The sequence below is a fragment of the Aeromonas sp. QDB31 genome (assembly GCF_027707605.1).
GTDB classification, from domain to species: Bacteria; Pseudomonadota; Gammaproteobacteria; order Enterobacterales; family Aeromonadaceae; genus Aeromonas; species Aeromonas media.
Genome location: NZ_JAPCIX010000004.1, coordinates 162,612 through 183,274, shown reverse-complemented (window position 1 = coordinate 183,274; position 20,663 = coordinate 162,612). Strand labels below are relative to the sequence as shown.

The following is a 20,663-nucleotide window of genomic DNA, read 5'->3' as shown; positions in this document are numbered from 1 at the left end:
CACCTTATTTGACGGCCAGCAGGGAGCGGAAGCCGCCGCTGCGCACCACCAGGATGAGCACGGGGGCGCCGATCAGCGCCAGAATGACGCCGTTGGGCAGCTCGAACGGCTGCAGCAGCCAGCGCGCCAGTATGTCGGCACCGAGCAGGAACAGCACCCCGAACAGAGCGGAGAAGCGCACCTGGATGGCGAGGCGCACCGGCTCCACCAGGCGGGCGCAGTAGGCGGCCAGGAAGCCGACGAAGCCGATGGGCCCGGCGATGGCGATGGCGCAGGCGGTGAACAGGGTGGCGGCCAGCAGCACGCCGATGCGCACCCGGGTCGGCCGGATGCCGAGGGCCTGGGCCTGGTTGTCTCCCATCTGCATCAGGGTGAGCTGGCGGCAGAGCGCCAGGGTCAGCAGCAGGGCGGCCAGCGCGAAGGGGGTGACCGTCAGCACGGACTCCAGGCTGGAGGCGGCAAGGGACCCTAAGTTCCAGAAGCGGAACTGCTCCAGCACCACCCGGTTGGAGAGCAGCAGGAAGTTGGAGAGGCCGCCGAAGGTGGCGGAGAGGGCGACCCCCACCAGGATGAGCTTGAGGGGGTTGGAGCGCCCCACCATGAGGCCGAGGCCGAGCACGATGAGGTTGCCAAGCAGGGCCCCCATGCCGGACCAGAGCAGGTAACCGTAGGCGGATTCGACGCCAAACCAGGTCAGGCCTATCACCAGGGCGAACACGGCGCCGGCGTTGACCCCAAGCAGGCCGGGCTCGGCCAGGGGGTTGCGGGTGGCGCTCTGCAGCATGGAGGCGGCGAGCGCGAGACAGACCCCCACCACCAGGGCCGCCAGAGTGCGGGGCAGGCGCAGGGTATTGACTATCATGGCGAGTTTTTCATCGGCCAGGAAGGCGGGATCGCCCATCAGGAAACCGGCGACCTCGCGGCCACCATAGACACCGGCGCCTGTGGCCAGTGACAGAGAAATCAGCAGCAAGAGGAGCAGCACTCCGAGCCAGAACAGCTGTGCTTGGTATCTGAGCACGCAACAACTCCTTTGATACGGGGCAGTAGAAACGCAAAAAGGGAGCCCCGATCTCGGGGCTCCCGCAGGGAGAGCTTACAGCTTGTAATCGACACCGGCGTAGACGGTGCGTCCTTCCAGGATGAAGTCGGCGTCGGTGGCCACCTCGTCACGCTTGGTGTTGGTGAGGTTGGTGATGCCGAGCTTGAAGTCCAGCGCCGGGGTGACGGTCCAGTTGGTGTTCACGTCCAGGGTCTGGTAGTGCTTGGAGGTGAACGCCTGGGAGTTGCGGGCCGGCACCTTGATCACCTGGCTGCCGACATATTGCCAGGCCAGGTTGGCGCTGACGAGCTCGCTTGCCTGCCAGTCCAGGCCGAGGTTGCCGGTGTGATCCGGGGTCTTGGCCAGATCATCCCCTGTGCTCCTGTCCTCGGAGTCCAGCAGGGTGAAGTTGCCGGTCAGCTTGACGTTGTCCAGCACGTCGACCCAGCCGGTCAGCTCCAGACCCTTGATACGGGCCTCCTTGACGTTGAGGTAGGTCATGACGGTCGGACGGTAGCCCGGGCCCCACTGATCGCTCTGGATCAGATCCTCGATCTCGTTGTGGAAGCCGGTCACCCCGGCGCCGAAGCGCGCGGCCTCGTAGGCGGTGCCCAGCTCGTAGCTGACGGCGGTTTCCGGCTTCAGGTTCGGGTTGCCGATGACCTGGCAGGCGCCGCGGCAGGCGGTGGTGGAGAAGCCTTCGCTGGACTGGGCCAGGGTCGGGGCCTTGAACGCCTTGCCGGCGCCCCCCTTGATCACCCACTCGTCGGTCAGGGTGTAGAGGGCGTAGGCGCGCGGGCTGAACTCGGTGCCATAGGTCTCGTGGTGATCCAGACGACCGGAGAGGGTCAGGGCCAGATCGCCGAAGCCGAACTCGTCTTGCAGGTAGACGGCGCTCTGGGTCGCATCCACGCTGCCATTGGCGATGTTGCGGCTGTGCTCCAGCTCGGTCTTGCGCAGCTCGGCGCCTGAGGTGAGCAGGTGATCACCCAGGTAACCGCTGATCTGACCGTCCACCGTGTTGTTGGTCTGGGTGATGTCGGCGGCGCCGCCATTGAGCTGGGAGTCATCCATCAGATCAATCTGCTCGAAGTAGTAACGAGCGCGGCTGTCGAAGTGCTCCCAACGGCCGTTGTGGGTCAGCCCCAGGCTCAGGCGATCCAGGTTCTGCACGTTGTGGGGGGTGGCCGGTGCGGTCGGGGCGCGGGGCACGTTGTTGAAGTAGCTGTCCATGTCGTTCTGGTTGTAACCCAGATCGAAGTCGATGTCCTGGTTGTCCGCCACCAGCCACTTCAGGCTGGTCAGCACGTTGACCACTTCACGCTTCTCCAGGGCATCGGCGTCCGGGTTGTTGGACTGATCGCTCTTCCAGTTGTCGCGCTGATAACCTTCCACCACCACGCTGCCCAGCAGCTTGTTGTCGATGAGGGCGCCGGAAACATAGGCGCTGGCCTGGTTGGCATCGCCGCCATCACCCTCGGTGGGCATGCTGTGGGTGTAGCCGACGGCGGCTTCCGTTTTCTCCTTGGCCTGGCGCAGGATCACGTTGACCACGCCCCCCAGGGCATCGGCCCCGTACAGGGAGGAGACGGGACCACGGATCACCTCGATGCGTTCGATGGCGGCCATGGGGATGGAGCTTAAGTCGAAGTCGTTGCCGTAGGCGCTGCCCAGGGTCTCGCGGGCGTTGACCCGCTTGCCGTTGATCAGCAGCAGGGTGTAGTCACCCCCCATGCCGCGGATCTTGATCTCGTTGCGACCGGTGGGGTTGGTGGAGACGATGTTGACGCCCGGCACGTGCTTGAGGGCATCGCCGATGTTGTTGACGTTCATCTTGTCCAGATCGGCACGGGTCACTACCGAGACGCTGGCCGGGGCGGACAGCTCGGTGTGCTTGGTCTGGGTGGCGGTGACCACCATGGTCTCGTTGGCCTTGACCGACTCTGCCTGGGCCAGGCCCGGTACGGCCAGCAGACCGAGGGAGAGCAAAATCGGGTTCAAACGAAATACGCCATGCTGCAACTGCATTGTCAAAACTCCATGAATAAACAGAGGTTATGGGGTAGGGCGCGGTGGGCCCAAATGCTCACTGACTTCCTTGTCTGGCAGTACCAGAGGCAGGATTATTGTTATCTCTTGTGCTCTTCAGTCCCCGGATGAGGAACCAGACGCCGATGCAGGCCAGAAGGCCGCAGCCGATGTTGATCCAGGCCAGGGCGGCGAAACCGTGCAATGCGCCTCCCTCGTCGGAGACCAGATATCTGGCGGAGAGCAGGCTGCCGAGCCCGGCCGCCACATTGGTGACCGTGCCCTGGAAGGACATGAAGGCGGCGCGCTGATGGGGGGCTGGAATGGCGGCGGTGACCGCAAGGGTGGTGCTGGCGCGGGCCGAGCTCAGGGCCATGAAGAGGGTGAACAGCAGGTAGACGGGTAGGCCGACCGGCAGGGCGAAGCCGAGCAGGGTGACCAGGGCCAGCAGCAGGCTGGTGAGCAAGATGGCGCCCTGGGCGCGGCCCTGGTCTATCCAGCCGCCGCACAGGCGCATGGTGGCCATGCTGGCGAGGCCGCCGCACAGATAGAGGGCGGCGATCTGCTGGCGCGGGAAACCGAGGTTGAACTGGAAGTAGTTCGCAAAGTGCGGGATCAGCAGGAAGTGGCCGAACATCTGTAGACAGAGGATGCACAGGGCCCCCTGACAGAGCGGCGAGCCCAGCAACTGGCGCAGCCCCTGGCCCTGCGGGGCGCGGCTGACCGGCAACGAGGGCAGCAGGCGGGTGCAGAGCAGGGCCAGCAGCAGACCGCTGGCGCCAAACAGCAGGAAGGGGCTCTGCCAGCCGAGCCACTGGGCCAGCACCAGGGCGACGGGCACCACCAGAATGGCGGCAAGTGAAAACGCCATACCCACGTAGGCGAGGCGGCGTCCACGCTCGGCCGGTGGCACCAGATCCAGCACGGCGGCCATCAGGATGGCGGCCAGGGGCCCGGCCACGCAGCCGGACAGGATGAAGAGCAGCAGCAGTTGCTGGCTCTCTTGCACCAGGGCACAGGCCATCAGCAGCAGAAAACGCAAGGTGAGCAGCACCAGCAGGGCGGGTTTGCGATTGACCCGATCGAGCCAGGGGGCGGCAAGGAGCCCCATCAGGGCGGCTCCCAGGGTGGCGCCGCCGCTGAAGTAACCTGTCTGTTCCGGGGCCATGCCGAGGCTGGTCACCAGATCGGGTCCGAGCGGCATCACCATCATCATGCTGCCCATGGAGAGCATGTTGATCAGCAGGGCCAGATGGATAGCAGCAGGGGAGGAGACGACAGGTTCTGGCTTCATCAGAGGCTGACTCGAAAAAATGAGTCCGAATTGTATCCGAGGGATATTGTTGTGACAACAAATGATAACCATTTTTATTTGTATTGGGTGGTCTCTCAATGAGTCTTTTATTTGGGCTCGAAAGCGAGCCGGATAAGGACCTTCATGATACCGTCCTGAGCCAGGCAGCTTGCCCCTTGCCATTGCAATCGGGGCGCCATGGCCCATGATGGCAAGGTGATGCAAGAGAGGCGGTGGGAAAAAAACTGATGTGGAGGCGACGATGAGAAGTTGGCGATGGTATTGGGTGCTCGGGTGCTGTGGACTCTGGGCCTTGCCCCTGCGGGCCGAGGTGAAAGTCATCCCGGTGTTTGAGGCAGAGGGGATGGTGCGAACCCTGAAGGAGATATACCCGGCGCTAGGGGTGAGTGCCATGGGTAACCAGCTGGTACTGAGCGGGACTCCTGCCCAGTTGCAGGAGGCTCAGGCCACCCTGGATCAGCTCAACCAGCCGCCCCAGAGCCTGCTCATCGAGTGGCGGGTAGCGGGGGCGTCCAACAGCCGGCAGGCGGGAATCGGCATCGGCAATGACAACGCCAAACGGCGCTGGCTGGTGGAGGGGGGGGCCGAGGATTACCAGCGCACCCAGCAGGACAACTGGCAGGTGCGCGGCCTCTCGGGGCGGCCCGTTCTGCTGCAGATGGGCTCCTATCAGCCGGTCACCTTCTATCGCTGGCAGGGAGGCCGGGTGGTGGGCATGATGCCGCTGATGAACGGTCTCTACGCTACAGCCACCCTGATAGGGGACAGGGTACAGATAGCGCTCAGCAGTGAGCAGGCCAGGCTGGAGCGGGGCGACATCAAGACCGGGCAGAGCGCCACCGAGGTGAGCGGCGCCCCGGGTCAGTGGCTGACGGTGGGGGAGCTCTCCACCAGCCAGGAGGGTCAGGGGGCCGCGCTATCCAATCCGTCACAGCTCGGGGTGGCGAGCGGCAGCGAACGTCAGACCCTGCAGATCCGGGTCATGCGTCAATGAGGCGGCCGACGGTGCCTGTTAATGGGGTTGATCCCGGGTGTAGTCCCGTAACTGACGGCTCTTGAGCAGATACCAGAGCGCCCAGAGGCTGGCGACCAGCACCAGGGCGGTGGGCCAGCTGAACGACCACGCTTGCAGATTGAGGCTGTGCAACTGCATCACCAGACCGCTCGCGGTAGAGCAGAGCAGCAGGCCCCGACTGTGACGCCTGAGTCTGGCGCGAATGCTTTGGGTCTGCTGATAGGTGCCGCCGCAGGCCAGCAGCGCCAGCATGGCGGGCACATCCGTCAGCAGGCCGAGATAGAGGCTCATCTTGTCCGGGTAGAAGAGGGTCAGGATGGCGCTGCCGCTCTCCCGGGTGACGCCGGCCATCAGAAACAGCCAGACCGAGCGGGTCAGCAAGAGGGCGATGGGCCAGAACCAGAGCGGCGGGCGCAGCTGGCCATGATCGTCATAGCGATGTTCGGGGTAGAGGGTCATAAGGCCCGTTCCGGGGTTGAACTATTGATGCAGGGGATATGGGGCGGGGGGCGGCCCTTTGCAAGGCGGGGGAATTAATCGGGGGGCCATGCCCCCCAATCTCTGTGCAGCTTGTCTGACGCCGGAAGAGGTTACAGCCAGCCCTTGCGCTTGAAGAAGAGGCCGGTGCCGAGCGACGACATCACCATCAGCACCAGCGACATCTGATAGCCGTATTCCCAGGCGAGCTCCGGCATGCGGCCGAAGTTCATGCCGTAGATGCTGGCGATAAGCGTCGGCGGCAGGAAGATCACCGCGGCCACCGAGAAGATCTTGATCACCTTGTTCTGCTCCAGATTGGTTACCCCCATGGAGGCCTCCAGCTGGAAGTTGATTTTGTCGAACAGGAACTGGGTGTGGGGCAAGAGGGACTCCACGTCGTGCAGCATCTCGTCGATCCACTTGTTCTGCTCCCCCGTCATGCGCTGGCGCAGGCTGCGCTTGAGGAAGCGCAGGGCACGGCGGGTATCGTGCAGGGAGAGACGGATCTGGCCGTTTGCTTCTTCCTGGGCCATCAGCTCCTTGAGCATGGAGTTGATCTGATCCGGCTCGAAGATCTGATCGGCGGTGTTCTCCAGGGTCTTGTAGCCGTCTTCGATAAGATCCGAGAGGTACTCCACCTTGAGGTTCTGCACCTCCAGCAGGATGTCGAGGGCATTCTCCACCTCCAGCCTGTCCTGGCGCATATAGTGGCGCAGCAGGCGCACCAGGCCGATATCATCCTCGCGAATGCTGATCAGCAGGTTGTTGCGCAGGGTAAAGGAGACGTGGACACCCTTGGTGTCGCGGCCGATACGCTGGGGGAACAGGGAGTGGATGTGCAGACCATCGGTGTCCCAGTAGAAACGGGCGGACGCCTCGATGTCGTCCAGCTCTTCCTTGTCCGGCACCTCCTCCAGGAACAGGCCCGTCAACCATTCTCGCTCCGCCGTGTCCGGCTTGTAGGCATCCAGCCAGACGGTGTTGTCGGGGACGATGTCGTCCGGCCCGAGCGTGACTATGTCCAGCACCTTGTTGTTGAGAATGTAGGCGGTGATCATCTGTCCCCCCTTAAGAAGTCATGGGTAATCAGGGATGGTTGCACAGGTTCATGCGGCCTTAGATCGCACAGAAAGCGATTCCATGAAATAGCATAACGAGGCCGATGGACAACCTGAATGCGGCGAACTATACAGGGGCGGGCCGCGCTTGTCAGGGGCTATTCATCGGGGGTTCAGCCTGTTCGCTCAAAAAAACGGCGAGGTCGGAGCAGCTGTTCACATCCCCATGACCCGGGTGGGATAGCCAGGGCATGGGGGCTTGTTCGGGTGAACCTCTTGAGGTCAAGCCCCAGCCTGAATCGCAGCGGTCACATATTGGGATAGTTCGGCCCCGAGCCTCCCTGTGGCGGTGCCCAGGCGATGTTCTGGGGCTGCGCATCTTTGATGTCATGCCCCAGCCCGAACCGCACCGATCACATATTGGGATAGTTCGGGCCGGATCCTCCCTGTGGCGGTGCCCAGGCGATGTTCTGGGGCTGAGTATCCTTGATGTCAGGCCCCAGCCCGAACCGCGCCGGTCACATATTGGGATAGTTGGGGCCGGACCCTCCTTGAGGCGGTGCCCAGGCGATGTTCTGGGGCTGCGCATCCTTGATGTCAGGCCCCAGCCCGAACCGCGCCGGTCACATATTGGGATAGTTGGGGCCGGACCCTCCCTGAGGCGGCGTCTAGGCGATGTTCTGGGGCTGAGCATCCTTGATGTCAGGCCCCAGCCCGAACCTCGCCGGTCACATATTGGGATAGTTGGGGCCGGACCCTCCCTGAGGCGGCGTCCAGACGATGTTCTGGCTGGGATCCTTGATGTCGCAGGTCTTGCAGTGGATGCAGTTGGCCGCGTTGATCTGCAAGCGAGGCTGACTCTCCGCCTCCGGGGTTTCGGCCTCAATGATCTCAAAGACGCCGGCCGGACAGTAGCGCTGGGCGGGCTCCGCCCAGGTGGGCAGGTTGACCGTCACCGGGATGCGCTCGTCCTGCAACTTGAGGTGGCAGGGCTGATCCTCGTCGTGGCTGGTGTTGGCCAGGTACACCGAAGAGAGCTTGTCAAAGCTGAGCCGTCCGTCCGGCTTGGGGTAGTCGATGGGCTGGCAACGGCTGGCCAGGCGCAGTTGGCGATAGTCTGGCTCCTTGTCCAGCAGGGTAAAAGGAGAGGCGCGGGGGAACAGCCGCTGTTCCAGCCAGTTGAAGGCGCCGCCGAGCCAGGGGCCGAAGCGGTGCAACGCCGCGCCGAAGTTGCGGGCGGTTTGCAGCTCCTGCGCCAGCCAGCTCTGTTGCAGCGCGTCCTGATACTCGGCCAGATCTCGGCCCCCCTCATCGCCGCCGCGCAGGCTCATGGCGACCGTGCTGGCCGCCAGCATGCCGGACTTCATGGCGGTGTGAATGCCCTTGATGCGGGAGAAATCCAGGGTGCCCGCATCGCAGCCGATAAGCAGGCCGCCGGGGAAATGCATGCGGGGCAGGGAGTGCCAGCCCCCCTTGGTGATGGCCCTGGCGCCGTAACTGATGCGCTCGCCCCCCTGCAGGGTCTGGGCGATGAGCGGATGGTGCTTGAGGCGCTGGAACTCGTCGAACGGACTGAGCCAGGGATTCTGGTAGTTGAGATCGACGATGAGGCCGACCGCCACCTGATCCTCTGCCAGATGATAGAGATAAAACCCCCCCTGACTCTTGCTGCCCCGCTGCTCACCGAGCGGCCAGCCGCTGCCGTGCAGCACCCGGCCGGGATGAGACTGGCCAGCCGGCACCTGCCACAGCTCCTTGAAGCCGATGGCATAGTGCTGAGGTTGGTGTTGCGGTTGGGCGGCGTTTTCCAGCGTGAACAGGGCGATCAACTGTTTGCCGAGGTGGCCGCGGGCCCCCTCGGCAAACAGGGTGTAGCGGCCATACAGTGCCATACCGGGCACGTGATCCGCCTTGGGATTGCCCGCTTTGTCGAGACCCAGATCGCCGGTCACCACCCCTCTTATCCTGTTCGCTTCCACGATGAGTTCGCTCGCCGCGAAGCCGGGGTAGATCTCGACCCCGAGCGCCTCGGCCTCCCGGGCGAGCCAGCGGCAGAGGTTGCCGAGGCTGATGATGTGGCAGCCGTCGTTGTGCATGCGCGGTGGCACCGCCCAGTTGGGCAGTTGCAGGGCGCGGTTGTCGCTTTGCAGCAGATGGACCTGATCATCCGTGACCGGGACGCCGAGCGGCGCCTCTTGCCAGCGATCCGGCAACAGCTCCTTGAGGGCGACGGGATCGAGCAGGGCGCCGGAGAGCAGATGGGCGCCCACTTCCGCCCCCTTTTCCAGCAGGCAGACCGAGAGATCCGGGGCCTGCTGCTTCAATGCGATGGCGGCACTGAGGCCAGCCGGGCCGCCACCGACGATGACGACATCAAATTCCATTGCTTCGCGTTCCATCTTGCCTCTGCGCTCGACTTGGCCTAGGGTAGTGCTGGTAGTTTACGTAAACGTAAACCATTTTGTCAGCATAAAAGTGTGAGAGTGCAAAATGGATTCACTCAACCGATACGAGGGATGACCGCCATGAAGCTGCTGGTCGCAGTCAAACGGGTCGTTGATTACAACGTCAGGATCCGGGTCAAGAGCGATGGCTCCGATGTGGAGCTCGCCAATGTGAAGATGGGCATGAACCCGTTTTGTGAAATCGCGGTGGAGGAGGGGGTCAGGCTGCGCGAAGCCGGGGTGGCGAGCGAGCTGGTGGTGGTGACCTTCGGCCCGGAGGCCGCGGCCGAACAGCTGCGTCACGCCCTGGCGCTGGGGGCGGATCGGGCGCTGCACTATGTTACCGATGAGACTTTGACCCCACTCACCGTGGCCCGCGCCCTGCAACAGGTGTGCGAGCAGGAGCAGCCCAGCCTGGTGCTGCTCGGCAAGCAGTCCATCGACTCTGACAACAACCAGGTGGGTCAGATGCTCTCGGCCCTGTGCGACTGGCCGCTCGCCACCTTCGCCTCCGCCGTCAGGCTGGTGGAGGGAGAGTTGCAGGTGACCCGCGAGATTGACGGCGGCCTCGAGACCCTTGGCATGCCGCTGCCGGCGGTGGTGACCGTGGATCTGCGCCTCAACGAACCGCGTTTTGCCTCGCTGCCCAACATCATGAAGGCCAAGCGCAAGCCGCTCGAGAGCGCGTCCTTTGCCGACCTCGGCGTCGAGCCGGCCGGTCAGACTCGGTTGCTCGGGGTGATGGCACCTGCCCCCCGGCGCGCCGGCGTCAGGGTGGGCTCGGTGGACGAGCTGCTGGACAGGCTCAAGCACGAAGCCAAGGTGATCCCATGAGCGTATTGAGGGGCACGGCCTATCCCGCGGGCCAACTGGTTGCCGCCAGCGAGCGCGTTGGCGAACGGACAGGAACATCAACGGACGACATCAAGGTGCTGCCATGAGCGTACTCATCATTGCCGAACATCATCAGGGCCAGCTGGCGGACAGCGCCGCCCGTCTGGTCACGGCGGCGACTCAGCTGGGCGCCGAGGTTCACCTGCTGCTGCTGGGTCAGGGTCTGGCGGAGGCGGGCGAGCAGGCGGCCTCCTTGCAGGGGGTCAACCGGGTGCTGCTGGCCGAGCACCCCATGTTGGCGGAAGGGCTCAATGACGGGCTCGATCGACTGCTGGCCCCCGTGGTGCGGGACTATCAGCACTGCCTGATGGCGGCGAGCAGTCACGGCAAGGATCTGCTGCCGCGGGTGGCGGCCAGGCTGGGGGTGGAGATGATCTCCGAGGTGACGGGCATAGAGGGGCCCGATACCTTCCTGCGCCCCCTCTATGCGGGCAACGCCATTGCCAGGGTGGCGAGCACGGCGCCCGTCAAGGTGCTCAGCATACGGGCATCGGCTTTCCCTTGCGCCGAGAGCAATGGGCCTGAGGCCAGGGTCGAACACCTTCCCGTCCCCGAGCTGGCCTGCCGGACCCGGCTCATCGAGCGGCGCGCGGTGCGATCCGCCCGGCCCGAGCTCGGCGCGGCGCGAGTGGTGGTCTCGGGCGGACGGGCGCTCGGCTCCAAGGCGCAGTTTGCCCTCATCGAGGCGCTGGCCGACAAGCTCGGCGGGGCTGTGGGTGCCTCGCGGGCCGCGGTGGACGCAGGCTTTGTGGCCAACGATCTGCAGGTGGGCCAGACCGGCAAGGTAGTGGCCCCGGAGCTCTACATCGCCATCGGCATCTCGGGGGCCATCCAACATCTGGCGGGGATGAAGGAGTCCAAGGTGATCGTCGCCATCAACAAGGACTCGGAAGCCCCCATCTTCCAGGTGGCGGATTACGGCCTGGTGGGGGATCTCTTCACCCTGCTGCCGGAGCTCACCGCCAAGCTGTAAATGTGCCATAAAGGGGCGCAGAAAGCCGTCTGTGCTGCCTCGCCCCCGTTTCCATGCATGTTCGCTGCAAGCCCTGGCCCGTTCAGGGCTTTTTCCATGGCGGCGGCGTCGGCCATGGGGGCAAAAGGTTGCGCTGGATCCCAAAAAGCCTTTGCCCCCACGGGGGCCTGTCGTGTAAAAACGTTCGAGTCATCGATCACTCTCATCCACTCACGGAAAGCGTCATGAGCAAACAGATTTACAACTTCTGCGCCGGCCCCGCCATGTTGCCGGTTGAAGTCATGGAGCGCGCCCAGCGCGAATTTTGTAATTTCCAGGGGCTGGGAGCCTCGGTCATGGAGCTGTCCCATCGCGGCAAGCCCTATATGGCGGTCGCCGAGAAGGCCGAAGCGGATCTGCGCGAGCTGCTGGCGGTACCGGACAACTACAAGGTGTTGTTCATGCACGGCGGCGGTCGCGGCCAGTTCTCTGCCGTGCCCATGAACCTGCTGGGGGGCGCCAACAAGAAGGCGGATTACCTGGTGACCGGCGTCTGGGCCCAGAGCGCCGTGGATGAGGCCCAGAAATACGGGGACATCCAGACCTTCCAGGGGGTCGCCAAGAACGAGCAGGGGATAAGCCACCTGTTGCCGACCCCGGCGTTTCGTGCCGACGCGGCCTATGTCCACTACTGCCCGAACGAGACCATAGATGGCATCGAGATGTTCGACATCCCGGCCACCGGCGATGTCCCCCTGGTGGCAGATCTCTCCTCCACCATCCTCTCCCGTCCCATCGACGTGAGCCGCTTCGGCATCCTCTACGCCGGTGCCCAGAAGAACATAGGCCCCTCTGGGCTGGCCATCGCCATCGTGCGGGACGACCTGCTGAACCAGGCGAGAGCCGACGTGCCCTCGATCTTCGACTACCAGCTCACCGCCAAGAACGACTCCATGTTCAACACCCCGCCCACCTACGCCTGGTATCTGGCTGGCCTGGTGTTCAAGTGGCTGAAAGAGCAGGGCGGGCTCGAGGCGATGGAGGCGCGCAACAAGGCGAAGGCCGACTTCCTCTACGGCTACCTCGACGACTCCAGCTTCTACGGCAACAAGGTGGACGCGGCCTGCCGCTCCCGCATGAACGTGCCGTTCCAGCTGAAAGACGAGGCCCTGGACAAGCAGTTCCTGGCCGAGTCGGAAGCCGCCGGTCTGCTGGCGCTCAAGGGGCACCGCATCGTCGGCGGCATGCGCGCCAGCCTCTACAACGCCATGCCGCTGGAAGGGGTCAAGGCGCTGGTCAGCTTCATGGATGGTTTTGCCAAGCGTCACGGCTGAGGCGTGTTCCCCCAATAGCAATGACGCCGGGGGCTCCCCGGCGTCTGTTTTTCCAGAAGATCCTGACCGCCAGCCCAGTTGCCCCGGTTTTGTGCCACAGACGGTCTTGCCGCGCGGGGCGCGGGCTGTTAACGTCCGGTCAGGTGATTTACTTGAGATCGTACGGGAAGTCTATGAATTCGTTGCGTTTGGAACCCATTTCTAGCGTGGCCGGGGTGGTCAATCTGCCTGGCTCCAAAAGTGTCTCTAACCGGGCTCTGCTGCTGGCAGCCCTGGCACGGGGCACCACCCGGCTCACCAACCTGCTCGACAGCGATGACATCCGCCACATGCTGGCGGCGCTGACCCAGCTCGGGGTCAAGTACAAGCTCTCCGCCGACAAGACGGAGTGCACCGTGCATGGCCTGGGCCGCAGCTTTGCGCTATCGGCGCCGGTCAATCTGTTCCTCGGCAATGCCGGCACCGCCATGCGCCCGCTCTGTGCGGCGCTCTGTCTGGGCTCCGGTGAATACATGCTGGGGGGCGAGCCACGCATGGAAGAGCGCCCCATCGGCCACCTGGTGGATGCCCTGCGCGAAGCGGGTGCCCATATCCAGTATCTGAAAAAGGATGGCTATCCGCCCCTGGTGGTGGATGCCAAGGGTCTGTGGGGCGGCGACGTGCACGTCGACGGCTCCGTCTCCAGCCAGTTCCTGACGGCGTTTTTGATGGCCGCCCCCATGGCGGCCGGCGACACCCGCATCCACATCAAGGGGGAGCTGGTCTCCAAGCCCTACATCGACATCACCCTGCACATCATGAAGCAGTTCGGGGTGGTCATCGAGCACGACGACTACAAGGTGTTCTACATCAAGGGCAACCAGACCTATGTCAGCCCCGGTGACTTCCTGGTGGAAGGGGACGCCTCCAGTGCCTCCTACTTCCTCGCGGCGGGCGCCATCAAGGGCAAGGTGCGGGTCACCGGTATCGGCAAGCACAGCATTCAGGGCGACATCCACTTCGCCGACGTGCTGGAGAAGATGGGCGCCCGCATCACCTGGGGTGACGACTTCATCGAGGCCGAGCAGGCCCCCCTGCACGGCGTCGACATGGACATGAACCACATCCCGGATGCGGCCATGACCATCGCCGTGGCGGCGCTGTTTGCGAAGGGGCCGACCGCCATTCGCAACATCTACAACTGGCGCGTGAAGGAGACCGATCGCCTGCACGCCATGGCGACCGAGCTGCGCAAGCTGGGCGTCGAGGTGGAGGAGGGGCGTGACTTCATCACCGTCACCCCGCCAGCGCAGCTCAAGCATGCGGCCATCGATACCTACAACGACCACCGTATCGCCATGTGCTTCTCGCTGGTGGCGCTGTCCGATACCGCCGTCACCATCAATGATCCGGGTTGTACCTCCAAGACCTTCCCGGACTACTTCGACAAGCTGGCCAGCATCAGCCAGGCCTGAGTCCGTCGGGCCCGCCTTGTGCGGGCCCGTTCGTTTTTGCCTCCCGTCTTCTTCCCGGTTTACCAACGCCCTTTAGCAGCATTATCCAAACTTGCAAGGTGTGCTGATAAAATTCCTTGCCAAAGAATGTAATTTTCTATTTACACCGTCCCGGTCGCGGGCTAGATTGAAGTTTCTTCATCGCAGTCATTTAGCAGGAAACTTGGTCATGCAGCATCAAACCGACGACGTTCGTATCAGTGAAATCAAAGAGTTATTGCCCCCGGTTGCGGTGCTAGAGAAGTTTCCGGCGACCGAGACCGCCTCTTCCACAGTGTTTGAATCCCGTCAGGCCATCCACAACATCCTGGCCGGTGACGATCAGCGCCTGCTGGTGGTGATCGGCCCCTGCTCCATCCACGATCCGGTCGCCGCCCTGGAATACGGCAAGCGCCTCAAGACTTTGCGCGACGAGCTCAAGGGTCAGCTGGAGATCGTGATGCGGGTCTACTTCGAGAAGCCGCGCACCACGGTCGGCTGGAAGGGGCTGATCAACGATCCCTACCTCGACAACAGCTGCCAGATCAACGACGGCCTGCGCATTGGTCGCAAGCTGCTGCTGGATCTCAACGACATGGGGCTGCCGACCGCTTCCGAGTTCCTCGACATGATCACCCCGCAATACGTGGCGGATCTGATGAGCTGGGGTGCCATCGGTGCCCGTACCACTGAATCCCAGGTGCACCGCGAGCTGGCCTCCGGCCTCTCCTGCCCGGTGGGCTTCAAGAACGGTACCGACGGCACCATCAAGGTGGCCATCGATGCCATCGGCGCCGCCAGCGCCCCGCACCACTTCCTGTCGGTGACCAAGTACGGCCACTCCGCCATCGTCTCGACCGCCGGCAACCCGGATTGTCACATCATATTGCGCGGCGGCCGCGAGCCGAACTACAGCGCCGCCCACGTGGATGAGGTGGTGAAGGGGCTGGACAAGGCCGGTCTGCCCCAGAAGGTGATGATCGATTTCAGCCATGCCAACAGCAGCAAGCAGTTCAAGAACCAGATGTTGGTGGCCGAGGACGTGGCCGGTCAGCTGCGTGCCGGCAGCAAGGCGGTGTTCGGTGTCATGGTGGAGAGCCACCTGGTGGAAGGTCGTCAGGATCTGGTGGAAGGGTGTGAGCTCACCTTCGGCCAGAGCATCACGGATGCCTGCATCGGCTGGGCCGATACCGAGGTGCTGCTGCGCAATCTGGCGGACGCCGTGGCCACCCGAAACGCCCTCTGAGGCAAGGGCGGGGATGCCCGCTCACGGCAATAAAAAAGCGCGACCCCAGGGTCGCGCTTTTTGTTGGCTCAGAAAGAGAGGGCCTACTTGGCCCGCTCCTGATGACCGCGCAGGCGGATGTTGATCATCTCCACCACCAGCGAGAAGGCCATGGCGAAGTAGATGTAACCCTTCGGAATGTGCAAGTCCAACCCCTCGGCCATCAGGGCGACCCCGACCAGGATCAGGAAGGAGAGGGCCAGCATCTTGATGGTGGGGTGGGTGTCGACGAAGTCACCGATGGCCTTGGCGGCAAACATCATGACGCCGACGGCGATGACGATGGCCAGTACCATGACGGGCACGTGATCCGCCATGCCGACCGCTGTGATGACGGAGTCCAAGCTGAAGATGATGTCGAGGATGGCGATCTGCACCAGTGTCGACATGAAGCCGACGGTCTTGCTCACTGTCCCTGGCTCCTCGGCGGCGCCCTCCAGGCTCTGGTGGATCTCGTGGGTGCTCTTGGCGATGAGGAACAGGCCCCCCACCAGCAGGATCAGATCCCGGCCGGAGATGGCTTCATTCAGCACGCTGAACAGCGGTTCGGTGAGACGCATCACCCAGGCCAAGGAGAGCAGCAGCAGGATGCGGGTGCCCATGGCAAGCCCCAGCCCCAGGATCCGCGCCTTCTGGCGCTGAGCCTCCGGCAGACGCCCCACCAGGATGGAGATAAAGATGATGTTGTCGATGCCCAGCACGATCTCGAGCAGGGTCAGGGTGGCGAGCGCTACCCAGGCTGAGGGGTCAGCAATCCATTCCAGCATGATTGAACCTTGGTTGAAAAATTTGAAGCAGCGCATTCTAGCAGGGGGTTATGGCTTGTCCCAGTGGCGGGAAAAGATAAAAATGGCAGCCATCCAACGGGAGGAAAACATGTTTCGATTAGGGCTCATCATCAACCCCATCGCCGGCATCGGCGGTGCCGTCGGTCTCAAGGGCAGCGACGGCATGGTGGCCGAGGCGCTGGCACGCGGTGCCACCCCCAAGGCCCGGGAGCGGGCCCGCCAGGCCCTCTTGCCCCTGTGCGAGCTGTCCACGCCGTTCGAGCTGCTGACGGTGGCCGGGGAGATGGGGGAGACACTGGCCACCGAGCTGGGGCTGCCTCATAGCATCGTCTACCAGCCAGCCGGGGCCCAGACGAGCGCCGAGGACACCCGGGCCGCCGCCCTGGCCCTGCGGGAAGCGGGGGTGGATCTGCTGCTGTTCGCCGGTGGCGACGGCACAGCCCGGGACATCTGCGCGGCGGTGGGGGAGTCCTGCCATGTGCTCGGCATCCCGGCGGGGTGCAAGATCCACTCCGGGGTCTACGGCGTGACCCCGGTGGCGAGCGGCCGGGTGGCGGCGCGGATGATAGCAGGCGAGCTCCTGAGTCTGGTGGATGCGGAGGTGATGGACATCGACGAGGAGGCGTTTCGGGCGGGCAAGGTGCGCGCCCGCCACTACGGCCAGCTGCTGGTGCCCGGGGATCTGCGCTACGTCCAGGCGGTCAAGCAGGGCGGAAAGGAGTCCGAGGAGCTGGTGCTCGCCGATCTCGCCGCCGGTGTGGTGGAGCAGATGGAGCCCGATACCCTCTACCTGATGGGGTCGGGGAGCACGGTGGCCGCCTGCATGGCCGAGCTGGGTCTCGAAAATACCTTGCTCGGTGTGGATCTGGTGGAAAATGGCCGGCTTATCGGGCAGGATCTCTCCGCCGCCGAGATCCTGACCCGGATCCGCGGCCGTCGCTGCCGCCTGATCATCACCCTGATCGGTGGCCAGGGACATCTGTTCGGGCGCGGAAATCAGCAATTGAGTCCAGAGGTGATCCGGGCCGTCGGGCGAGACCATATCCAGGTGCTCGCCACCAAGTCCAAGCTGGCGGCTCTCGAGGGCCGTCCGCTGCTGGTGGATACCGACGATCCGGCACTGAACCGGTCGTTACGTGGTTATTTGCGCATCACCACGGGATACAAGGATCAGGTCATCTACCCGGTGGCCAACCCGGAATAGGACATCAAGGATGCGGCTGGCCTGGCGCCAGAGAGCTGCGATCAACCGGATCGCGGTTCCACTCCCCCGAATTTTTTGCCGGCAATCCCGGAAATGAGGCTGCGTTAAATGACGATTCACGATTTTGAACACAAGTTGTTGGGACTGATCGACGCCATGGTCGCCACGGCCAGCGAGGACGAGCTGTTTGCGGGCGGCTACCTGCGGGGTCATATCTCCCTCGCGGTGGCGCGCGCCGAGCTGGAGGGCAAGACCCTGGTGCGGGACGTAAAGAGCTATGTGCTGCGCAGCCTGAACGAGGCCATCTTGCAGGGGGAGCTCTCCGAGCAGGACGAGGTGCTGGTGCAGGAGATGTGGAAGCGTCTGCAGCAGCAGGCGGAAGCTTGATCCCTTTCGCAATTCAAACAGAAGTTTAAGTAATCTGCTTCCCTGAGTGTTATCAAAAGGTTAATAATGAGGCTCGCCTTTTGTTTCAGGGATTAAACTATGGCCTCCTCCTCACGCATTGCCACCAAACTGCCGCTCGAGATGCTCTATCACTGGGAGCGGCAGTGTCCCGACCGGATCTATCTTCGCCAGACCATCCACCGCGAATACGTCGACTTCACCTGGGGTGAGGTCGCCGACGAGGCGCGGCGCATGGTGACGGCACTGCGTGCCTTGGGACTGGTTGCCGGTGACAAGGTGGCGCTGCTTTCCAAGAATTGCGCAGAGTGGTTCATCGCCGATCTGGCCATGCAGATGGGGCAATACGTGAGTGTGCCCATCTACCCGACCGCCAACGTCGACACCATCGAATACGTGCTGCGCCACAGCGAGGCCAAGGCGATCTTCGTCGGCAAGCTCGACGACTGGAAGAGCCAGGAGGCGGGGGTGCCCGCCGATCTGTTGCGCATCGCCCTGCCGTACGACACCATGCCGGCCGCCCACCAGTGGGACGCGTTGCTCGATGCCCATGAGCCCATCCCGGACAGCCCGGTGCAGGCGCCTGACGCCCTGCTGAGTCTGGTCTACACCTCAGGCAGTACCGGCAAGCCCAAGGGCGCCATGCTGAGCGTGGAGCGCTACGCCTGGTCCTGCGAGAAGCTGGTGGAGGCGGTCTCCCTGACGGCGGCGGACCGCGGCTTCTCCTACCTGCCGCTCGCCCACATCACGGAGCGAGTCTACATCTACGGCGGCAGCCTGTTCAGCGGCGCCACCATCGCCTTCCCCGAGTCCCTCGATACCTTCATCGAGGACGTCAAGCGCTGCCGGCCTACCGTCTTCATCTCGGTGCCGCGGCTGTGGGCCATGTTCCGTATCAAGATCCACGAGAAGCTGCCCCAGAAGAAGCTGGCGCTGCTGCTCAAGATCCCGCTCATCTCCGGCCTGGTCAAAAGCAAGTTGCAGAAGGGGTTGGGGCTGGATCAGGCTAGGGTGCTGGGCTGCGGTTCGGCCCCGGTGGCCCCGGCACTGCTCGAGTGGTATCACAGCATCGGCATCGAGATCACCGAGGCCTGGGGCATGACCGAGAACCACGCCTACTCCACCCTCAACTACCCCTTCCGGGCGGACAAGATCGGGACCGTCGGCAAGGCCGGGCCCGGGGTGACCATCAAGATCTCCGAGGAGGGAGAGATCCTCTGCCGCTGTGACGGCATGATGCTGGGCTACTACAAGGATCCCGAGCACAGCGCGGAGGCCATCGACGCCGACGGCTGGCTGCACACCGGTGACATGGGCAAGCTGGACCGGGAGGGCTACCTCACCATCACAGGGCGCATGAAGGACGTGTTCAAGACCGCCAAGGGCAAGTACGTGGCGCCGGTGCCCATCGAGGGGCTCTTGGGGCAGGAACCCATCATAGAGCAGTTGTGCGTCATCGGTTATGGCATGCCGCAGCCGGTCGCCTTGGTGCAATTGGCCGAGAGTGCCATGAAGGGGGACAAGGCCGGGGTCGACGCCCAGCTGGAGGCCGCACTGACCCGGGTCAACGGCCAACTCGAGTCCCATGCCCGCCTGCGTGGCATCCTGGTGGTCAAGAGCCCCTGGAACATAGAGAACGGGGTGCTGACCCCCACCATGAAGATCCGCCGCCATCTGCTGGAGCAGAAATACGCAGACATCGGGGAGCGCTGGTCCGGTGTCCAGCGTATCATCTGGGAGTCCTGACAAGGGCGAGCCGTGTCTTGAACACAAATGCAAAGAGGGGAGCCAGTGGCTCCCCTTCGTCATTGCAGGCAACTGTGGTTCAGACCGCCTGGTACTCCAGCTCCACCCGCCCCAGCGCCTTGAGGGTCGACTGGGCGGAATCCCGCTGGCTGATCTGGCCGGACTTGCTCTCTAGCAGCACGGCGCGGCGCACCGAGGCGAGCTCCTCGCCACCCAGCACCGCATGGGCGCAAGCCATCTGCATGGGGGGGAGGCTTGGGTTGAAGGCGGCGTTCTCGGCGTAGCGACCGCAGAAGATGCGGCCGTCCTCGAACTGCAGCGCCACAGCGGCATAGCCCTGACTGTAGGGGGCATAGCTCTGGCGGGCGGCGGCCAGCGCGGCCTGCCACAGGGGGTCGTCGCTCTCAAGCTTGAGCTCGTCGTGGGCCTGGGGGCTCATCAGGGCATCGGTGATGTCGAGATCGGCGGGGCCGAAGGAGTGAGGCAGGAAGGACTGCAGCTCGCTCAAGTCATCCGGCAGGGAGACCTTCAGGGTCTTGGCGGTGCTCAGCTCGTTCATGAACTGGCGGCAGTGACCGCAGGGGGTGTAGTTGACGGTGATTTCACTGATCCCGGTCTCGCCGCCCAGCCAGGCGTTGGAGATGGCGGACTGCTCGGCGTGGACCGAGTGGAACAGCCCCTGGCCCGCAAACTCCATGTTGGCGCCAAAATACCAGCTGCCGCTCAGGCCGCAGGCGATGGCGCCGACGAAGAACCTGGAGATGGGGGCGACCGAGCAGGCGGCCGCCAGCGGCAGCAGGGCCAGGCGCAGGGTCCGATCGTCGAGCCCGGTGGCGGCTTTCAGGGTCGCCACTTGCTCAGGGGTAAAACGGGCCTGGAAATCGTCCCCCAGCATGGGCAGCAGGGCAGCCTGGAGCGGGGCGGAAAGGGTCTCGAATGGCTTGGCAAAGCGGGGATGCATACTGTGTCCTCAAAGGCCAATTGGGGGGCCATTGTAGGGAGCAAGCGCGGCGAAATGTGTGAGCGCGCTCACGCCTTGATGGGCAAAGGGGCGGGAATGGTAAAGGAAACGTTTGTCTTTCGCAATCTGTGCGCTTGCTCGCAGCACGGGGGGCGCAGAAGTGCCGTCTGAATAGGGTTGGGCACCAGGAGAGAGTGTGAGCCATAGCCGCCTGGAGCGGCTATGGCTGGGCGCAGTGGG

Annotated in this window: 18 protein-coding genes and 2 pseudogenes; 9 read left to right on the top strand and 11 right to left on the bottom strand. The window is 63.8% G+C overall.

Features of this window, described 5'->3' with window-relative positions:
* Positions 1–4 precede the first annotated feature (4 nt).
* From PG898_RS06160 to PG898_RS06150, 3 genes are all read right to left on the bottom strand, one after another.
* Positions 5–1,021 carry an amonabactin ABC transporter permease subunit 2 gene (locus PG898_RS06160; protein ID WP_043132296.1) on the bottom strand — a complete coding sequence of 339 codons (1,017 nt, stop codon included), beginning with the start codon at positions 1,019–1,021 and terminating at the stop codon, positions 5–7.
* Between the two features lie 75 nt (positions 1,022–1,096).
* Complete coding sequence (locus tag PG898_RS06155; RefSeq protein ID WP_043132294.1) at positions 1,097–3,070, bottom strand: siderophore amonabactin TonB-dependent receptor; 1,974 nt, start codon at positions 3,068–3,070, stop codon at positions 1,097–1,099.
* 58 nt (positions 3,071–3,128) lie between these two features.
* The gene (locus PG898_RS06150) at positions 3,129–4,364 is read right to left on the bottom strand and encodes an MFS transporter (protein ID WP_042648662.1); all 1,236 of its coding nucleotides are present in this window, start codon (positions 4,362–4,364) and stop codon (positions 3,129–3,131) included.
* Between the two features lie 262 nt (positions 4,365–4,626).
* Here PG898_RS06150 and PG898_RS06145 point away from each other — a divergent pair, with 262 nt between their 5' ends.
* Positions 4,627–5,379 (top strand): hypothetical protein, encoded by a 753-nt coding sequence (locus PG898_RS06145; protein ID WP_270823975.1) that lies wholly within the window; start codon positions 4,627–4,629, stop codon positions 5,377–5,379.
* An 18-nt stretch (positions 5,380–5,397) separates the two neighbouring features.
* On the opposite strand, the gene PG898_RS06140 is transcribed toward PG898_RS06145, so the two are convergent.
* From PG898_RS06140 to PG898_RS06130, 6 genes and pseudogenes are all read right to left on the bottom strand, one after another.
* Positions 5,398–5,859, bottom strand: coding sequence for a DUF2919 domain-containing protein (locus PG898_RS06140; RefSeq protein ID WP_042648660.1), 462 nt, complete (start codon positions 5,857–5,859; stop codon positions 5,398–5,400).
* Positions 5,860–5,990: 131 nt separating this feature from the next.
* Positions 5,991–6,938: a magnesium/cobalt transporter CorA gene (gene corA, locus PG898_RS06135; RefSeq protein WP_005332981.1), complete on the bottom strand. Its 948-nt coding sequence runs from the start codon at positions 6,936–6,938 to the stop codon at positions 5,991–5,993.
* Positions 6,939–7,246: 308 nt separating this feature from the next.
* Positions 7,247–7,327, bottom strand: a pseudogene (locus PG898_RS21340) (4Fe-4S dicluster domain-containing protein); the annotation flags it as partial.
* 24 nt (positions 7,328–7,351) lie between these two features.
* Positions 7,352–7,432 (bottom strand): annotated as a pseudogene (locus PG898_RS21335) (4Fe-4S dicluster domain-containing protein); the annotation flags it as partial.
* 24 nt (positions 7,433–7,456) lie between these two features.
* A complete protein-coding gene (locus tag PG898_RS21330) occupies positions 7,457–7,534 on the bottom strand; it encodes a hypothetical protein (protein WP_408750256.1) in 78 nt (25 codons plus the stop codon).
* A 132-nt stretch (positions 7,535–7,666) separates the two neighbouring features.
* Positions 7,667–9,337, bottom strand: coding sequence for an electron transfer flavoprotein-ubiquinone oxidoreductase (locus PG898_RS06130; protein ID WP_270823976.1), 1,671 nt, complete (start codon positions 9,335–9,337; stop codon positions 7,667–7,669).
* Positions 9,338–9,463: 126 nt separating this feature from the next.
* On the opposite strand from PG898_RS06130, the gene PG898_RS06125 reads away from it, so the two are divergent.
* From PG898_RS06125 to aroG, 5 genes are all read left to right on the top strand, one after another.
* Positions 9,464–10,216 (top strand): electron transfer flavoprotein subunit beta/FixA family protein, encoded by a 753-nt coding sequence (locus PG898_RS06125; protein WP_226169450.1) that lies wholly within the window; start codon positions 9,464–9,466, stop codon positions 10,214–10,216.
* 103 nt (positions 10,217–10,319) lie between these two features.
* Positions 10,320–11,249 carry an electron transfer flavoprotein subunit alpha/FixB family protein gene (locus tag PG898_RS06120; RefSeq protein ID WP_270823977.1) on the top strand — a complete coding sequence of 310 codons (930 nt, stop codon included), beginning with the start codon at positions 10,320–10,322 and terminating at the stop codon, positions 11,247–11,249.
* 224 nt (positions 11,250–11,473) lie between these two features.
* Positions 11,474–12,562, top strand: coding sequence for a 3-phosphoserine/phosphohydroxythreonine transaminase (gene serC, locus PG898_RS06115; RefSeq protein WP_270823978.1), 1,089 nt, complete (start codon positions 11,474–11,476; stop codon positions 12,560–12,562).
* Positions 12,563–12,735: 173 nt separating this feature from the next.
* Positions 12,736–14,016: a 3-phosphoshikimate 1-carboxyvinyltransferase gene (aroA, locus tag PG898_RS06110; RefSeq protein WP_043132287.1), complete on the top strand. Its 1,281-nt coding sequence runs from the start codon at positions 12,736–12,738 to the stop codon at positions 14,014–14,016.
* A gap of 208 nt (positions 14,017–14,224) precedes the next feature.
* Complete coding sequence (aroG, locus tag PG898_RS06105) at positions 14,225–15,280, top strand: 3-deoxy-7-phosphoheptulonate synthase AroG (RefSeq protein ID WP_043132286.1); 1,056 nt, start codon at positions 14,225–14,227, stop codon at positions 15,278–15,280.
* Positions 15,281–15,363: 83 nt separating this feature from the next.
* Here aroG and PG898_RS06100 read toward each other — a convergent pair whose 3' ends face one another.
* A complete protein-coding gene (locus PG898_RS06100; RefSeq protein WP_226169445.1) occupies positions 15,364–16,086 on the bottom strand; it encodes a TerC family protein in 723 nt (240 codons plus the stop codon).
* Between the two features lie 109 nt (positions 16,087–16,195).
* On the opposite strand from PG898_RS06100, the gene PG898_RS06095 reads away from it, so the two are divergent.
* From PG898_RS06095 to PG898_RS06085, 3 genes are all read left to right on the top strand, one after another.
* Positions 16,196–17,311, top strand: a complete 1,116-nt coding sequence (locus PG898_RS06095; RefSeq protein ID WP_270823979.1) for an ATP-NAD kinase family protein — start codon at positions 16,196–16,198, stop codon at positions 17,309–17,311.
* A 108-nt stretch (positions 17,312–17,419) separates the two neighbouring features.
* The gene (locus PG898_RS06090) at positions 17,420–17,698 is read left to right on the top strand and encodes a YfcL family protein (protein WP_005332956.1); all 279 of its coding nucleotides are present in this window, start codon (positions 17,420–17,422) and stop codon (positions 17,696–17,698) included.
* A 99-nt stretch (positions 17,699–17,797) separates the two neighbouring features.
* The gene (locus PG898_RS06085) at positions 17,798–19,462 is read left to right on the top strand and encodes an AMP-binding protein (protein ID WP_270823980.1); all 1,665 of its coding nucleotides are present in this window, start codon (positions 17,798–17,800) and stop codon (positions 19,460–19,462) included.
* Between the two features lie 79 nt (positions 19,463–19,541).
* Here the strand turns inward: PG898_RS06085 and cdd are convergent, their stop codons facing one another.
* Positions 19,542–20,423 carry a cytidine deaminase gene (gene cdd / locus PG898_RS06080; RefSeq protein WP_005332954.1) on the bottom strand — a complete coding sequence of 294 codons (882 nt, stop codon included), beginning with the start codon at positions 20,421–20,423 and terminating at the stop codon, positions 19,542–19,544.
* Positions 20,424–20,663: the final 240 nt, after the last annotated feature.

Excerpts from the sequence above, each read along its gene's own strand:
- PG898_RS06100 (WP_226169445.1), bottom strand. The coding sequence starts at position 16,086 with ATGCTGGAATGGATTGCTGACCCCTCAGCCTGGGTAGCGCTCGCCACC.
- PG898_RS06090 (WP_005332956.1), top strand. The coding sequence starts at position 17,420 with ATGACGATTCACGATTTTGAACACAAGTTGTTGGGACTGATCGACGCC.
- corA (WP_005332981.1), bottom strand. The coding sequence starts at position 6,938 with ATGATCACCGCCTACATTCTCAACAACAAGGTGCTGGACATAGTCACG.
- PG898_RS06145 (WP_270823975.1), top strand. The coding sequence starts at position 4,627 with ATGAGAAGTTGGCGATGGTATTGGGTGCTCGGGTGCTGTGGACTCTGG.
- PG898_RS06130 (WP_270823976.1), bottom strand. The coding sequence starts at position 9,337 with ATGGAACGCGAAGCAATGGAATTTGATGTCGTCATCGTCGGTGGCGGC.
- serC (WP_270823978.1), top strand. The coding sequence starts at position 11,474 with ATGAGCAAACAGATTTACAACTTCTGCGCCGGCCCCGCCATGTTGCCG.
- PG898_RS06085 (WP_270823980.1), top strand. The coding sequence starts at position 17,798 with ATGGCCTCCTCCTCACGCATTGCCACCAAACTGCCGCTCGAGATGCTC.
- PG898_RS06120 (WP_270823977.1), top strand. The coding sequence starts at position 10,320 with ATGAGCGTACTCATCATTGCCGAACATCATCAGGGCCAGCTGGCGGAC.
- PG898_RS06125 (WP_226169450.1), top strand. The coding sequence starts at position 9,464 with ATGAAGCTGCTGGTCGCAGTCAAACGGGTCGTTGATTACAACGTCAGG.
- PG898_RS06095 (WP_270823979.1), top strand. The coding sequence starts at position 16,196 with ATGTTTCGATTAGGGCTCATCATCAACCCCATCGCCGGCATCGGCGGT.
- PG898_RS06150 (WP_042648662.1), bottom strand. The coding sequence starts at position 4,364 with ATGAAGCCAGAACCTGTCGTCTCCTCCCCTGCTGCTATCCATCTGGCC.
- aroG (WP_043132286.1), top strand. The coding sequence starts at position 14,225 with ATGCAGCATCAAACCGACGACGTTCGTATCAGTGAAATCAAAGAGTTA.
- PG898_RS06140 (WP_042648660.1), bottom strand. The coding sequence starts at position 5,859 with ATGACCCTCTACCCCGAACATCGCTATGACGATCATGGCCAGCTGCGC.
- cdd (WP_005332954.1), bottom strand. The coding sequence starts at position 20,423 with ATGCATCCCCGCTTTGCCAAGCCATTCGAGACCCTTTCCGCCCCGCTC.
- PG898_RS06155 (WP_043132294.1), bottom strand. The coding sequence starts at position 3,070 with ATGCAGTTGCAGCATGGCGTATTTCGTTTGAACCCGATTTTGCTCTCC.
- aroA (WP_043132287.1), top strand. The coding sequence starts at position 12,736 with ATGAATTCGTTGCGTTTGGAACCCATTTCTAGCGTGGCCGGGGTGGTC.